Raw genomic sequence first — 15182 nt, forward strand, 5'->3', positions numbered from 1 at the left:
TTGGGGGAACGTGACGTGCTGCAATATGAACAGTCGTTATGGCAGGAAGGCTTTAAATCGATTGCGGGAGTAGATGAGGTTGGCCGCGGCTGCCTGTTCGGCGATGTAGTTGCTGCTGCTGTTATTTTGCCGCCGGGCCATATTATCGAAGGGGTAAACGATTCGAAGAAGCTCTCTGAGAAAAAGCGCGACCAGCTATATGATAAGATCGTACAGGAATGTGTGGCGTGGTCGGCGGCCCGCGTAGATGCGGAGACGATCGATCGAATAAACATCAAGCAGGCCTCTAGATTAGCGATGAAGCTTGCGGTTGAATCTTTGCAAACGCCGTCCGATTATATGCTCGTTGATGCGGAGAAAGTCGACGTGCCTTTGCCGCAGCTTTCGATTATTAAAGGGGATGCGGCCAGCCAGTCGATCGCTGCAGCCTCAATTGTGGCCAAAGTTACGCGCGATCGGCTTTGCGCGGTGGAATGGGAGCACCGGTATCCGGTATACGGCATTGCCGTTCACAAGGGCTATGCGACAAAGCTGCATAGGGAACGATTGCTTGAACATGGTCCGTGCCCGCTTCATCGCAGATCATTTCTTGGAAAGTTATTTCCAGAGGAGCAGTTGCAGCTGTTCTAGCCAATTGTAAATTTAAAAGATCAACGCTCGCTTGATTGCACAAGGATGATAAATCCATGTGTGATTGATGAGCGTTTTTTGTTTCTGTTTGTTTTGGAGGATTGGTGCTTCAGGGTTGGGGAGCTTTAGCCGATATAGTAGTTATAGGAATGACCTGATTCGTATGCGGAAACAAAATGACAGTGAAGTAAGCACATGTACGGAAGTCGAACGAAGGCGCTGCTGCGACGGAGGCGGGAAAATAGATGAATATTAGTCAAATGATGAGAAGCTTCCTGGGTGAAGCGTCAAGTACCGATACTCGGGCAATGGAGCTCAAGGTTGGTCAAATTGTACGGGGAGTTATTTTGCAAGTAATGGAAAATAACGAGGCGCTTGTGCAAATCAATGGCATACAAGTGCGGGCGAAAATGGAAATTCCGCTGCAGGCGGGCCAGACGGCGATGCTGCAGGTACAGCCGCAATCAAACGGAGCGCTTGTTGCGCTGAAGCAGATAGATCCGAGCGCTGCAGGATTGCCAGAGGATACGTTCAAAGAATGGGCCAAGCAGCTCGCGTTGCCTGAACAGAAGTGGGCGGCCTCGATCGTAAAGGACTTACGCAATGAAGGCGTCATTCTCAACCGCGAGGTATCGCAACTATTTCAACAGGCAGCAGCGTCGCTGCCTTCAGGCAGCGATGCCGAGCAATGGATGCAGGCGTCCACTGCTGCATTTAAACGAGGGTTGCCGATGACGGGCGCAACGATAGGCGCATTGCAGCAGGTCATGTTCGGGAGAAACGCCCACGAGCTTCTGGAGACGCTGGAGCAGCAGCTTGCGTCGGCCGCTAATACTCTCGACGGCGAGGAAGATAGAAAGCTTGTATCCCAGGCAATGGCACGTGTAGACAACTTGCTTGCTGAAGGAGCGAAGCTGCTTCGCGGAGCAGCTTCAGCTGGAGAACAGCCAAGCGCTAATTCGATAAATGACAAGCACACGGGAATCGTTGCACGTTCCGACAATAAGCTAAGCGGCAATGGATTGTCAGCTGTTGACGCTGATCATAAAGACCTTAACGCAATGCCCCAATCGGGCCGTGGCACAGCCAATCCATCCAATTGGCTTGGACAGATGATGAAATGGCTAGGCGTGGATCATGAGCTTCAGCTAACGAAATTGTTGACATTGGATTCTCAGGCAATGCAGAACGCGCTTGTGACGCAATCAAGCGAGACGGACAAGACTAATGTGACCGCAGAAGCAGAACGCAATCGGGTCGCTGCAGTAAAGGCAGGCGATGCGGCCGGTGCATTACAAGCCATTGAAGAGGAAGGGGATACGCATTCGAACCGTGCAGCAGCGACAGCTGGAAAACCTGCGGATATGGAAATTCAGCAGCCTGACCGGATGCTGGATTTGCGGAATCAAGTTGAACGTGCTTCTGCGATAACATCGCCGCCATTATCGATGGCGTTGGATAACAGTACCGCTGCCGATCCTGCGCAGCCAGTGCAGCCGGTACAGCAGGAAACGCTCAAAAGCGCGCTGCTTACGCTAATAGCGGCGGACGACGTTCCTCCCGCCATTAAGGAAACGGTCCAGCAGCTTGTTCAGCAAATTACCGGGCAGCAGCTGCTTTTAGCACCGGAACGGAACAGCTCGATGCTTACGCATGTGACGATGTTTATCCCTTTAAATAGTCCCGATGGCAGTCAAACGGCATCCGTACATATACAAACGCGCCGTGGACGTAAAGGAGAGCTGGATGCCTCCAATTGCAGATTATTGTTTAACCTCTACATGAAAACGTTAGGCGACACATTGGTTGATGTAAACGTAGTGGACAAAATCGTAAGCTTGAATTTGTGGAATGACTATCCGGCTATAGCAGCGCTTGCAGATGCTTCACGTTCAGAAATTGTGACAAGTCTACAGCAAGCGGGATACAAGCTGCTTTCACTGCGAACGATCCCCCTGCCAAAAGCGGGGCAGACAAGCGCGGAGGCGCTATCGGCAGCCGCTGCGAACATGCAGCAGCCTCCCGATTTATCATCGTTTTCTTCTACCCGCTACAAAGGAGTCGATTATCGCATATGAACAGCGAACAAGAGATGAATTCAGGGAAGCAGAATATAAAAAAAGCAGTAGCCTTAAAGTATGAGCCGGGTGAAGGCACCGCTCCAGTCTTGGTAGCGAAGGGAAAAGGAGAACTGGCTGAGCTTATTCTTGAGCGGGCGAAGGAGAATGGCATTCCGATCCAAGAGGACTCCTCTTTGGTCGAGGTGCTATCCAAATTGGATGTGGATCAGGAAATACCTCCCGAACTTTACACATTGGTTGCAGAAATTTTGAGCTTTGTCTATCGGTCGGACCGCAAAGCGAGGGAGATGAACGATGAGTGAGAAAGATCAAAGGATACAGACGGGAAAGTTTGGCGAGGATGCAGCCTGTGATTACTTGATCGAAGCGGACTATAAAATCGTAGAGCGGAATTGGCGCTGCCGATCCGGGGAAATCGATATTATCGCGGATGATGCGGGCAGATTGGTGTTCATCGAAGTGCGAACGCGCAAGACGGGAGGCAGGTTCGGAACGGCCGCGGAATCCGTAGACCGGCGCAAACAGCAGCAAGTCAGAGATACGGCACAGGTTTATTTGCGGAGCATAGGCTGTTCTGCGGAATCGATTCGCTTCGATGTCATTGCCATTACGATGAGCCGGCAAATGGACAGCATTCTCGAGTATAAGCATTACGAAGGTGCTTTCTGAAATTAAGTACGAATGCGATGAATACATAATAAACAGGGGCTTCCAAAGGGATTAAATCTAATGGAGAAGCCCCTGATTTAAGTTACCAATGCTGCGGATTATCTATTCTGCGGTATTGAATCGCTTCGGCTACATGCTCCGCTTCAACGGTCTCGCTTGCCTCTAAGTCGGCGATTGTGCGGGCAAGCTTAAGCATCCGGTCGTAGGCACGCATGCTGATGCCAAGCGCTTCAAAAGCATTTTCAAGCAGGCTCGAAGCTTCCGGCCTTAGATTGACTGTTTTCCGAAGTGCGGAGGCGGAAAGGTCGCCATTGAACAAAGTTCCGTGTCCGGTGAGCCGTTCATATTGAAAGGATCTTGCTGCAACGACCATCTGCCGCATTTGTGCGGAAGTAAGGGAGGGACCCGTTTGAGCGCTGTCGAATGAGATGGGGCGAGGCACCTCTAAATGCAAATCGATCCGATCAAGGAGCGGACCGGAAATTTTGGAGCGATAACGGCTAATGGCAGAAGCGCTGCAGATGCAGCGTTTGTCCCCGTATTCATGCCCATAGTAACCGCACGGACAAGGATTAAAGGAAGCGGCGAGCATGATATTTGCCGGAAACTGAAATACGGCCTTGGAACGTGATATCGAGACGATACGATCCTCGAGCGGTTGCCGCATCACTTCCAAAACCTGTCTTGGAAATTCGGGTAACTCATCAAGAAAAAGGACGCCCCGATGGGCTAAAGTCACTTCTCCGGGCTTTGGAATCGAGCCTCCGCCAATCAGTCCGCCTGCTGAGATCGTATGATGAGGGGCGCGAAAGGGCGGATGCGTGATAAGGCCTTGCGAGCTTTCCGTCAGCTTGCCGGCAACACTGTATATTTTTGTAACCTCGAGTGCTTCTTGCTCCGTAAGCGATGGCATTATACCGGGTAACCGGCGGATCATCATCGTTTTTCCGGTGCCCGGGGGGCCGTTTAGAATCAAATTATGCTTGCCGGCGGCTGCGATTAGCATGGCCCGCTTGGCTTGGTGCTGCCCGATGACATCCCCGTAATCTCCGATGCCGGTATGCAGTTCGTTTGTAGCGCCGCTATTCAACCCAATGTTGGAGCGAATGCCCATCGGGGGTTCTTGAATATGATCCCAGCCGTTTTGTTTATTCTTCTGAAGGTCAAGCTCCTTCAAATGCGACAATGCAAATAGCTCCATGCCGGATATCCAGGCGGCTTCCTTTACGTTGCCATGCGGCAGAAGGACTCGAGTAATGCCGCTTTGCTTGGCTTGTTCGATCATCGCAAGCACACCTGCAACGGGACGAACGCTTCCATTAAGCGAAAGCTCTCCGATCAGAAGCGTATGTTCAAATGGCACCGCGCTGATTTGTCCGCTGGAAGTCAATATGCCCGCAGCTATAGCCAAATCGAAGGATGTGCCTTCCTTGCGGAGGTCAGCCGGTGCCAAATTGACCGTAATCCGATCCATAGGAAAAGTAAAACCGCTGTTTTTTAGCGCCGCTCTTACTCGTTCGACCGATTCACGGACTGCAGGGTCAGGCAAGCCTACGATATTAACCTGCGGGAGTCCGCTCGCAATGTCAACCTCTACCGATATCCTTTTCCCATCGACACCGTATACGCTTGCGCTTTGAATTAAACTGAACATGACAAAAAGCACCCCCATCTCAGAATGAAGGTGCTTCCTTACCATCCGTACCATTAATTTTGCAGTTGAAAATATCATAATTTAGTTGGTTTCAACTTGTCAATGCACAAAAAAGAATAGCGTATAGGAACGGTGATTTGGCTATACTAAATGGCGTAGTTTGTCGGTTTAAATCGTTTAATCTCAATTTGAGATTAAACTCATATCAAAAAAGCCGTATTAATTGTGTGTGAAACTAAGGTAACAAATGGGGAAAGGTGCTACAATGATAGAGGTTTATGTACATATGACTGATTTCAGTCTGTGAAATGGAGGATTTCAACAATGAATATCCATGAGTATCAAGGGAAAGCGGTCCTTAAACAGTATGGAGTAGTCGTTCCGGAAGGTAAAGTAGCCTTCTCTGTCGATGAAGCTGTTGAAGCGGCTAAAGCGCTCGGAACACCGGTTGTCGTCGTGAAGGCTCAAATTCACGCAGGCGGCCGCGGTAAAGCGGGCGGAGTTAAAGTAGCTAAAAATTTGGACGAGGTGCGCGCATACGCTGGAGAAATTCTCGGCAAAGTGTTGGTTACGCACCAAACAGGACCGGAAGGCAAAGAAGTAAAACGTCTTCTGATCGAGCAAGGCTGCGATATTAAGAAGGAATATTATATCGGCGTCGTTTTGGACCGCGATACGGGTCGTGTCGTTATGATGGCTTCGGAAGAGGGCGGCACAGAGATCGAAGAAGTAGCCGAGCACTCCCCGGAGAAAATTTTCAAAGAGATTATTGATCCGGCTGTCGGCCTGCAGGCTTTCCAAGCTCGCAAATTGGCTTATTCGATCAACATTCCGGGCGAGCTTGTGAACAAAGCGGTGAAGTTTATGATCTCTCTTTATACGGCCTTCGTTGAGAAAGATGCTTCGATTGCAGAGATCAACCCGCTTGTCGTAACCGGCGACGGACAAGTTATCGCACTCGATGCGAAGCTGAACTTTGATTCGAATGCGTTATATCGTCAAAAGGATATCGTTGAGCTTCGCGACCTTGAGGAAGAAGATGCGAAGGAAATCGAAGCATCCAAATTCGACCTAAGCTACATCGCGCTTGACGGCAATATCGGTTGTTTGGTTAACGGCGCCGGTCTTGCTATGGCAACGATGGATATTATCAAATATTACGGCGGCGACCCTGCCAACTTCCTTGACGTAGGGGGCGGTGCTACGGCGGAGAAGGTTACGGAAGCGTTCAAAATCATTTTGTCCGACGAGAAGGTTAAAGGTATTTTCGTTAACATCTTCGGCGGCATTATGCGTTGCGACGTTATTGCTAACGGTGTTGTCGAAGCGGCTAAGCAAGTTGGACTTGACCGTCCGCTCGTGGTTCGGCTTGAAGGTACGAACGTAGACCTCGGCAAAAATATTTTGAAAGAATCGGGATTGAACATCGTGGCTGCGGATTCCATGGCGGACGGCGCGCAGAAGATTGTCGCTCTCGTGAAATAAGATAACTTGCTGTGCGGCTCGTCCGTACACGAATTCATTCAGGGGATGTGAGTTAAGAGTGAGCATTTTGGTCAATAAAGATACAAAAGTCATTACGCAAGGTATTACCGGCGCTACGGGCTTGTTCCATACAAAAGGCGCTTTGGAATACGGTACGCAAATGGTTGGCGGCGTAACACCGGGCAAAGGCGGCACGAACGTCGATGTTACTCTTGATAACGGATCGCTTGTTTCTCTTCCTGTATTCAATACAGTAGCTCAAGCTGTTGCGGCTACTGGCGCTAACGCTTCGGTTATCTATGTACCGCCTGCATTCGCAGCCGATGCGATCATGGAAGCGGTAGACGCTGAGCTTGATCTTGTTATTTGCATTACAGAAGGCATTCCAGTGCTTGATATGGTAAAAGTAAAACGTTACATGGACGGCAGCAAGACAACGTTGATCGGCCCTAACTGTCCGGGCGTTATTACGCCAGACGAATGCAAAATCGGCATCATGCCTGGTTATATTCACACCGCTGGTCACGTTGGCGTTATTTCCCGCTCAGGTACTTTGACTTATGAAGCGGTTCACCAGCTTACTACCCGCGGTATTGGACAATCCTCCGCGGTAGGCATCGGCGGCGACCCTGTTAAAGGCTCCGAGTTCATTGACATTCTAAGCAAATTCAATGACGATCCCGATACTTATGCCGTAATCATGATCGGCGAAATTGGCGGTACGGCAGAGGAAGAAGCTGCTGAATGGATTAAAGCGAACATGAAGAAGCCGGTTGTCGGCTTCATCGGCGGCGCAACGGCGCCTCCAGGAAAACGCATGGGACATGCAGGCGCCATTATTTCCGGAGGCAAAGGTACAGCTGCTGAAAAAATCGCTACGCTTGAAGCTTGCGGCATCAAAGTAGCTCCTACTCCGTCCGAAATGGGCTCGACGCTTGTTAGTGTGCTAAAAGAGCAAGGCTTGCTCGAAAAATGTATTACGCGCAAATAATCAAATAGCTCAATTTAAGGTAAGCAACCTTTCAATGACCCGAAAATGGGAGTTGGAAGGTTGCTTTTTTGTTTATTGGATTTCATTATTTTAACGGTTGACTTGCATTCTTTAGCTGTGTAACGCACAATAGATAAGAATGCAAGCCAATCCTATTAAAAAAAGGGGTTGGGCGAATTGAATAATTTTAATGACATTTGCAGAAAAATGATTATTGCTTTTCATGAAATACCCGGTATCGGTTGGCATACGATTCAAAAAGCTGTAAAGCACCAATTTTGGCAAAAGCGCTCTTGGAGCATAGAAGATTTACTTGAGATAGGTTTGCATCGCGGTCAAGCTCAGTCAGCTGCTGAGCGGTACGCCGAGCGACCATGGATATTAACTGAAGATCTCTCCGAAGCCGTTGCAAGAGCTAATGCGGTCGCAATAACGCCATTTGATGCGGATTATCCACAGAACTTGAGAGAAATCGCACAGCCGCCGTGGGTTTTGTATGCAAGAGGGAGATTGGAATTGCTGCAGCGTCCAGCAATCGCGGTAGTAGGAACCAGAGTGCCAACCGCTTATGGCAGACATTCAGCCACATCGCTTGCGCAGGAGCTGTCGGCCACGGGCATTACAGTCGTTAGCGGGTTAGCGCGAGGTATAGACAGCAAGGCGCATGAAGCCGCTTTGTTTGAAGCGGGAGGTACGATTGCCGTACTGCCTACACCTATTGACACCTGTTATCCGCCGGAGAACCTTTCTTTATTTCACAAGATTGCTCAGCACGGCTTGCTCGTATCGGAGACGCCAATTGGCACTCCGCTCCATCCCGGGCAATTTCCTCAACGGAACCGGGTTATAGCGGGCTTGTCCGTCGGCACTGTCGTGGTTGAGGGCGCAACGCGCAGCGGATCGCTGATAACGGCTCAGCATGCTTCAGACATGTCTAGAGAGATATACGCGATTCCCGGACCTATCTCATCGCCGAAGAGCGAAGGGCCGAACGAGCTTATAAAGCGAGGAGAAGCGAAGCTGATCAGCGGCGTGAAGGACATCATTGATGAGCTGAATTGGCTGCCTGCTGCCCTAGATGCCTATAAGAATACGGATAGAACCAGCGGTTATAAGCAGTCTTCTGAAAATATTGTGTTAACCGACGATGAGAACAAACTGATTGCTTTTTTACACGATCAGCCGCTATCTATTAACGAATTACACGAGCTGTCAGCGATTCCGTTTGGACATTTGAATGCACTTCTGCTAAATTTATGTATAAAACGGAAAATCGAACTGCAGCCAGGATCCATATATATGGCTTTATAGCAAGCAGTGGAGAGAGGAGGCGCCTCAAATGGCAGATTCTTTAGTTATCGTCGAATCACCAGCTAAAGCCAAAACGATCGGTAAATATTTAGGCAGCAAGTACATCGTTAAGGCATCTATGGGACATATTCGCGATTTGCCGAAAAGCCAGATCGGCGTCGAAGTTGAAAATGATTTTAATCCTAAATACATAACCATTCGCGGTAAAGGCAGCGTCCTGAAGGAATTGAAGGATGCCAGCAAAAAAGTGAAACATGTCTTTCTCGCAGCCGATCCGGATCGCGAAGGCGAGGCGATTGCTTGGCATTTGGCACATTACTTGGAGCTGGATGAAACAGACACCTGCCGCGTTGTATTTAATGAGATTACGAAGCAAGCGGTTAAGGATGCGTTCAAAACGCCGCGAAAAATAAACATGGATCTCGTAAACGCTCAGCAGGCCAGACGAATTCTGGATCGGCTAGTCGGTTATAAAATTAGTCCTTTGCTATGGAAAAAAGTGAAGAAGGGCTTGTCCGCCGGCCGCGTACAATCGGTGGCTGTAAAGCTCATAATTGACCGGGATAATGAGATTGACGCTTTCGAGCCGGAGGAATATTGGTCAATTACGGCTAAGCTTAGTCATTCCGGAATTACCTTTGATGCGAAGTATTATTCGATTAACGGGGAAAAGCGCGAATTGGGCAAGGAAGCGGAAGTGCAGGAAGTGCTCAGTGCGATGAAGGGCAGTCCATTCACCGTATCCGAGGTTAGGGAGAAGGAGCGTCTCCGTAATCCGGCGCCGCCGTTCATTACAAGCTCACTGCAGCAGGAGGCCGCTCGAAAAATAGGCTTCCGGGCCTCAAAGACGATGTCAGTCGCGCAGCAGCTGTATGAAGGCGTTGAGCTGGGCAAGGAGGGAACGGTCGGTTTAATAACCTATATGAGAACAGACTCTACCCGAATCTCGCCTGTAGCCCAGGAGGAAGCGAAGGAGTACATTACGGACAAATACGGCGCTGAATTTGTGCCGGAACAGCCGCGCGTTTACACAAAGAAAAATAGCAACGCCCAGGATGCACATGAAGCTATCCGGCCGACGTCGATTCTTCGTGATCCTGAATCCATGAAGCCGTTTCTAAGCAGAGATCAGATGCGATTATATAAGCTTGTATGGGAAAGGTTCGTATCGAGTCAGATGCAATCGGCTGTGCTTGATACAATGACGGTAGATTTACAAGCGGGCGATACGATATTTAGAGCTAATGGCTCCAAGGTGAAGTTTGCCGGTTTCATGAAGGTGTATGTAGAAGGCAATGATGACGGAACGGTTGAGGAGCATAAGTTTTTGCCGCCACTCGCTGCGGGCGATGTCATCAAAGCTGAAACCATTGATCCCAAGCAGCACTTTACGCAGCCTCCGCCGCGTTATACAGAAGCAAGGTTAGTGAAGACGCTTGAGGAGCTGGGCATAGGACGTCCGAGTACATATGCCCCAACGCTGGAGACGATTCAGAAGCGCGGCTATGTGGCGATGGAAGAGAAAAAGTTTATGCCAACGGAGCTTGGCGATCTTGTTATTCAGTTGATGGAGGAGTTTTTCCCGGAAATCCTTAATGCGGAATTTACGGCCAATATGGAAGGTAATCTCGACCATGTGGAAGAAGGTACGGAGGATTGGGTAAAAGTACTTTCGAATTTTTACGAAACCTTTGAGAAGCGTTTAGAAGTAGCCGAGGATGAAATGAAGGAAATCGAGATACAGGACGAAGTATCCGATGAACTATGCGAGAAGTGCGGCCGCCATTTAGTGTACAAAATGGGCCGTTTCGGTAAGTTTCTCGCCTGCTCGGGCTTTCCGGATTGCCGCAATACGAAGCCGATCATCAAAGACATCGGCGTTACGTGCCCGAAATGCGCGGAAGGCAAAATTATCGAGCGACGCAGTAAGAAAGGCCGGATCTTCTACGGCTGCGATCAATATCCGGGCTGCGATTACGTATCATGGGACAAACCGACAAACAAGCCTTGTCCTCAATGTGATTCGAAGCTGGTAGAGAAGCGCAAACGAAGCGGTGTAAAGCTAAACTGTCCGTCTTGCGGTTACTCCGAAGAGGTGCCTGACGAAGAAGATCAAGATATCGAGAACAGCTAATAATTTGCTTCCCGTTTAAGGTTAACCAACTGCTAACATGAGCAACCAAGTACAACCACAATATTCATGTAAAGTCTTACACCGTCCTCCCTCTAAACAGGGAGGACACCGTTGTTATACGATCATACAAAGTAACGATTAGCATTCACGACCCTTCCGTAAATAAAGGAAGGGTTTAAACATCTAAATTAAGACCGTACTCCGTACCCAAACGTAAAGCGTGTCCCTAAGGGACGAAAGCGAGCACAAAGCCAACCAATCACCAGAGCGCCTCTGCTTCGCCAACGTTACTCAGGAACAGACGGCACAGGCGTTCTAAATGGAAGCGTGTCCCTTAGGGACGAGGGCGAGCACTACCCAAACGGATCACACAACCGCCTCTGCTTCTCATACGTTACTTAGGAACGGGCGGCACAGGCGCTTAAAAAAGGAAGCGTGTCCCGCAGGGATGAAAGCGAGCACAAAGCCAACCAAACACCAGAGCGCCTCTGTTTCACCAACGTTACTCAGGAACAGGCGGCACAGGCGAGTCAAAAAGGAAGCGTGTCCCCCAGGGATGAAAGCGAGCGTTACACAATAGAAACTCACAACCGTCTCTGCTTCTCCTACGTTATTCCAATTGCGGGTGTCCAGAGGGTGCAACCCTTGGGGCCCTCCCTTGGAAGGGAGGGTTTGGGAGGGTTCGAAAGCCTTTGAAGGTTTGGATAGAAGCCTTTGAAGGTTTGGTGGAAGCCTTTGAAGGTTTGGATAGAAGCCTTTGAAGGTTTGGTAGAAGCCCTCGAGGGTTTGGGTGAATTTATACTGAAGGGATTGACTTATTATGTCACAACCGCAAAAAGTAACAGTCATCGGAGCAGGTCTTGCAGGCAGTGAGGCTGCATGGCAAATCGCATCACAAGGAGTTCCTGTTGTCCTTTATGAAATGCGGCCCGTTACGAAAACGCCGGCCCATCATACTAATCAATTTGCCGAGCTAGTATGCAGCAATAGCTTGCGCGCAAACGGCTTGACTAACGCGGTAGGCGTATTGAAAGAGGAAATGCGACAGCTGGATTCGCTTATATTAAGCTGTGCCGATAAGCATGCCGTGCCTGCGGGCGGAGCGCTTGCTGTAGACCGCGACGGGTTTTCTGGCGAGGTAACGCTGAGGCTCCAAGAGCATCCGCTGGTAGAAGTGCGTAACGAGGAAGTGACTGAAATTGCTGCCGACGGCATCGTGGTTATAGCTACGGGTCCTTTGACGGCACCGGGACTCTCTTCTCAAATCCGCGAGCTGCTTGGCGAGGAATATTTTTATTTTTACGACGCCGCTGCGCCAATCGTGGAAAAGGATTCTATAGATATGAACAAGGTTTATTTGGCTTCCAGATATGATAAGGGGGAAGCTGCCTACTTAAACTGTCCGATGACGGAGGAAGAGTTCGACATTTTCCATGAAGCGCTCACGACAGCAGAAACGGCGGAAGTGAAGGATTTTGAGAAAGAAATTTACTTCGAAGGCTGTATGCCGATTGAGGTCATGGCGAGCAGGGGAAAGCAAACGGTGCTGTTTGGACCGATGAAACCGGTAGGGCTCATTAATCCACATACGGGTAAGCTGCCACACGCCGTCATTCAGCTGCGCCAGGATAATGCCGCGGGCACGCTCTACAACCTGGTTGGCTTCCAGACTCATTTGAAATGGGGGGAGCAGAAACGCGTATTCTCGCTAATTCCAGGATTGGAAAATGCCGAATTCGTTCGATTCGGAGTGATGCACCGGAATACGTTTATCAATTCTCCGAGATTGCTAAAGCCTACCTATCAGCTAAATAATCGTGATACTCTTTTTTTCGCCGGTCAAATGACTGGCGTAGAAGGCTATGTGGAATCGGCCGCATCAGGACTAATTGCTGGTATTAATGCTGCCAGATTAGCCCGCGGTCTGGAGCTGGTAGTGTTACCGGAGCAAACGACTTTAGGAAGTATGGCTAACTATATAACAACGGCGGATTTCAAACATTTCCAACCGATGAACGCGAATTTCGGATTGTTCCCGCCGCTTGAGAAAAAGATTCGAAACAAAAAGGAAAAGAACGAAATGATTGCAAGCCGTGCTCTTGAAGGCATTGAGCAATTTAAACGGGAACATTTGCAATAAATTGCCGTAAACATCTAATATGATATTTTTATTATACAATTTTGAGGAGGTAAAGCGATGGAGATGCAATTTCACGCGACGACGATATGCGCGGTTCGGCATGAGGGAAAGGGCGCAATTGCTGGAGACGGACAGGTAACCTTCGGAAATAGCATGGTGATGAAGCATCAGGCCAAAAAAGTAAGAAGGCTGTACCGGGGGCAGGTCGTTGCAGGTTTTGCCGGATCTGTTGCCGATGCCATTACTTTGTTTGAGAAATTCGAGGCGAAGCTTGAGGAGCATCATGGCAATTTGCAGCGCGCAGCGGTTGAGCTGGCAAAGGATTGGCGCTCTGACCGAGTGCTTCGCAGACTTGAAGCGATGATGCTGGTTATGGACAAAACGGGTCTCCTGCTTATATCAGGTAACGGTGAAATCATTGAACCTGATGACGGAGTATTGGCAATCGGCTCGGGAGGAAGCTTCGCATTATCGGCGGCTAGAGCTCTCAAACGTCATGCATCTGAAATGGAAGCTAAGGATATCGCTCGGTCTGCACTCGAAATTGCAGCAGAAATCTGTGTGTTTACTAATCATAATATAATCGTAGAAGAGATTGTATAGACTGTATAGTTTGTATTAAAAGATATTTGACGTATCAAGCTTCGGAAGTCCATATGAACAAATGATATCGGAGGGATTTTAAAATGGGAAATGATGCATTGACGCCTCGACAGATCGTAGCGGAGCTCGATAAATATATTGTCGGTCAAAAGCAAGCGAAACGTTCGGTTGCTATAGCGCTTCGTAATCGTTACCGGAGAAGCATGCTTGATGAAACGCTGCGCGATGAAATCGTTCCGAAAAATATTTTGATGATTGGTCCTACCGGTGTTGGTAAAACAGAAATTGCACGCCGTTTGGCTAAGCTTGTGAAAGCGCCATTCGTTAAGCTTGAGGCAACCAAGTTCACCGAGGTAGGCTATGTTGGACGCGACGTCGAGTCGATGGTTCGTGACCTCATCGAAACCGCGATTCGAATGGTCAAGTCGGAAAAGACGGAAAATGTGAAGGACAAAGCCGAGATGCTGGCAAATGAACGAATCGTATCCTTGCTTGCACCATCCGCTGCGAAAGCAAAGACGCAAAAAAATCCATTCGAAATGCTGTTCGGCAACCAGCAGCAAACAGAGGAAACGAATGAGAATTCAGACATCGATCAAGGATTAGCTCAAAAACGTTCCATAATTAAGGAACAGCTGGCGGCCGGCAAGCTCGAAAACGAAATCATCGAGATCGAGGTTGAGGATAATTCACCGAATATGATGGATATGCTCTCGGGGCAAGGGCCGGAAGGTATGGGCATGAATATGCAAGAGCTTTTTGGCCAACTGATGCCGAAGAAGCCGAAGAAGCGAAAGCTGCCTGTCAAAGAAGCGCGTAAGGCGCTGACCCAAGAGGAAGCGAACAAACTGATCGATATGGATGATGTTATATCCGAGTCGATTATCAGGGCGGAGCAATCGGGCATTATTTTCATAGATGAGATTGATAAAATCGCAAGTCCTTCCAGGGGAACGGGACCAGATGTGTCGAGAGAAGGGGTTCAACGCGATATTTTGCCGATCGTCGAAGGCTCAACGGTAATGACAAAATACGGACCGGTCAAAACGGACTATGTGCTGTTCATTGCAGCAGGCGCTTTTCACGTATCCAAGCCTTCCGATTTAATACCTGAGCTTCAAGGACGCTTTCCGATTCGCGTAGAGCTGACAAGTCTCAGTTTGGATGATTTCGTCAGTATATTAAAGGAACCGAAAAATGCGCTAACCAAGCAATATTCAGCACTTCTGGAAACGGAAGGTATCCAAATCGAATTTTCGGACGAAGCTATTCATGAATTAGCATCGATTGCTGCGGACGTAAATCGTAATACGGAAAATATTGGAGCGCGCAGGCTGCACACGATTTTGGAGAAGCTTCTAGAGGATTTATCGTTCGAGGCGCCGGAGCTGTCTCTTGACAAAATGACGATTACGCCTGAATATGTTAGGGAAAAGCTGGGAACCATTGCGCAAAATCGTGATTTGAGTCAATATATATTGTAG

The 15182-nt window shown here is 49.0% G+C and carries 12 protein-coding genes; 11 read left to right on the forward strand and 1 reads right to left on the reverse strand.

Annotated elements, in window-relative coordinates:
- Nucleotides 1-15 precede the first annotated feature (15 nt).
- From L1N85_RS00900 to L1N85_RS00915, 4 genes are all read left to right on the forward strand, one after another.
- The gene (locus tag L1N85_RS00900; RefSeq protein ID WP_235233792.1) at nucleotides 16-630 is read left to right on the forward strand and encodes a ribonuclease HII; all 615 of its coding nucleotides are present in this window, start codon (nucleotides 16-18) and stop codon (nucleotides 628-630) included.
- A gap of 245 nt (nucleotides 631-875) precedes the next feature.
- A complete protein-coding gene (locus L1N85_RS00905) occupies nucleotides 876-2708 on the forward strand; it encodes a hypothetical protein (RefSeq protein WP_235233793.1) in 1833 nt (610 codons plus the stop codon).
- Complete coding sequence (locus L1N85_RS00910) at nucleotides 2705-3013, forward strand: EscU/YscU/HrcU family type III secretion system export apparatus switch protein (protein WP_235233799.1); 309 nt, start codon at nucleotides 2705-2707, stop codon at nucleotides 3011-3013. Before L1N85_RS00905 ends, L1N85_RS00910 begins: the two co-directional genes overlap by 4 nt.
- Nucleotides 3006-3380 (forward strand): YraN family protein, encoded by a 375-nt coding sequence (locus tag L1N85_RS00915; protein WP_235233800.1) that lies wholly within the window; start codon nucleotides 3006-3008, stop codon nucleotides 3378-3380. The genes L1N85_RS00910 and L1N85_RS00915 overlap by 8 nt, the downstream gene beginning before the upstream one ends.
- Nucleotides 3381-3462: 82 nt before the next feature.
- Here L1N85_RS00915 and L1N85_RS00920 read toward each other — a convergent pair whose 3' ends face one another.
- Nucleotides 3463-5034, reverse strand: a complete 1572-nt coding sequence (locus L1N85_RS00920) for a YifB family Mg chelatase-like AAA ATPase (RefSeq protein ID WP_235233809.1) — start codon at nucleotides 5032-5034, stop codon at nucleotides 3463-3465.
- Nucleotides 5035-5358: 324 nt separating this feature from the next.
- Here L1N85_RS00920 and sucC point away from each other — a divergent pair, with 324 nt between their 5' ends.
- The 7 genes from sucC to hslU all read left to right on the forward strand — a co-directional run bounded on the left by sucC (nucleotide 5359) and on the right by hslU (nucleotide 15182).
- A complete protein-coding gene (gene sucC / locus L1N85_RS00925; RefSeq protein WP_235233811.1) occupies nucleotides 5359-6519 on the forward strand; it encodes an ADP-forming succinate--CoA ligase subunit beta in 1161 nt (386 codons plus the stop codon).
- A 58-nt stretch (nucleotides 6520-6577) separates the two neighbouring features.
- Nucleotides 6578-7510 carry a succinate--CoA ligase subunit alpha gene (gene sucD, locus L1N85_RS00930; RefSeq protein ID WP_235233813.1) on the forward strand — a complete coding sequence of 311 codons (933 nt, stop codon included), beginning with the start codon at nucleotides 6578-6580 and terminating at the stop codon, nucleotides 7508-7510.
- A 177-nt stretch (nucleotides 7511-7687) separates the two neighbouring features.
- The gene (dprA, locus tag L1N85_RS00935) at nucleotides 7688-8821 is read left to right on the forward strand and encodes a DNA-processing protein DprA (RefSeq protein ID WP_235233817.1); all 1134 of its coding nucleotides are present in this window, start codon (nucleotides 7688-7690) and stop codon (nucleotides 8819-8821) included.
- A 28-nt stretch (nucleotides 8822-8849) separates the two neighbouring features.
- Nucleotides 8850-10955, forward strand: coding sequence for a type I DNA topoisomerase (gene topA / locus L1N85_RS00940; RefSeq protein WP_235233818.1), 2106 nt, complete (start codon nucleotides 8850-8852; stop codon nucleotides 10953-10955).
- A gap of 820 nt (nucleotides 10956-11775) precedes the next feature.
- The gene (trmFO, locus tag L1N85_RS00945) at nucleotides 11776-13095 is read left to right on the forward strand and encodes an FADH(2)-oxidizing methylenetetrahydrofolate--tRNA-(uracil(54)-C(5))-methyltransferase TrmFO (protein WP_235233823.1); all 1320 of its coding nucleotides are present in this window, start codon (nucleotides 11776-11778) and stop codon (nucleotides 13093-13095) included.
- Nucleotides 13096-13152: 57 nt separating this feature from the next.
- Nucleotides 13153-13698, forward strand: a complete 546-nt coding sequence (gene hslV / locus L1N85_RS00950) for an ATP-dependent protease subunit HslV (protein WP_235233824.1) — start codon at nucleotides 13153-13155, stop codon at nucleotides 13696-13698.
- Nucleotides 13699-13781: 83 nt separating this feature from the next.
- Nucleotides 13782-15182, forward strand: coding sequence for an ATP-dependent protease ATPase subunit HslU (hslU, locus tag L1N85_RS00955; protein ID WP_235233825.1), 1401 nt, complete (start codon nucleotides 13782-13784; stop codon nucleotides 15180-15182).

Origin of the sequence: Paenibacillus alkaliterrae (genome assembly GCF_021532375.1) — a bacterium.
Taxonomy (GTDB): Bacteria; Bacillota; Bacilli; order Paenibacillales; family Paenibacillaceae; genus Pristimantibacillus; species Pristimantibacillus alkaliterrae.

Coding starts and splice junctions, on each gene's coding strand:
- L1N85_RS00905 (WP_235233793.1), top strand. CDS start 876: ATGAATATTAGTCAAATGATGAGAAGCTTCCTGGGTGAAGCGTCAAGT.
- L1N85_RS00910 (WP_235233799.1), top strand. CDS start 2,705: ATGAACAGCGAACAAGAGATGAATTCAGGGAAGCAGAATATAAAAAAA.
- L1N85_RS00915 (WP_235233800.1), top strand. CDS start 3,006: ATGAGTGAGAAAGATCAAAGGATACAGACGGGAAAGTTTGGCGAGGAT.
- L1N85_RS00920 (WP_235233809.1), bottom strand. CDS start 5,034: ATGTTCAGTTTAATTCAAAGCGCAAGCGTATACGGTGTCGATGGGAAA.
- sucC (WP_235233811.1), top strand. CDS start 5,359: ATGAATATCCATGAGTATCAAGGGAAAGCGGTCCTTAAACAGTATGGA.
- topA (WP_235233818.1), top strand. CDS start 8,850: ATGGCAGATTCTTTAGTTATCGTCGAATCACCAGCTAAAGCCAAAACG.
- trmFO (WP_235233823.1), top strand. CDS start 11,776: ATGTCACAACCGCAAAAAGTAACAGTCATCGGAGCAGGTCTTGCAGGC.
- hslV (WP_235233824.1), top strand. CDS start 13,153: ATGGAGATGCAATTTCACGCGACGACGATATGCGCGGTTCGGCATGAG.
- hslU (WP_235233825.1), top strand. CDS start 13,782: ATGGGAAATGATGCATTGACGCCTCGACAGATCGTAGCGGAGCTCGAT.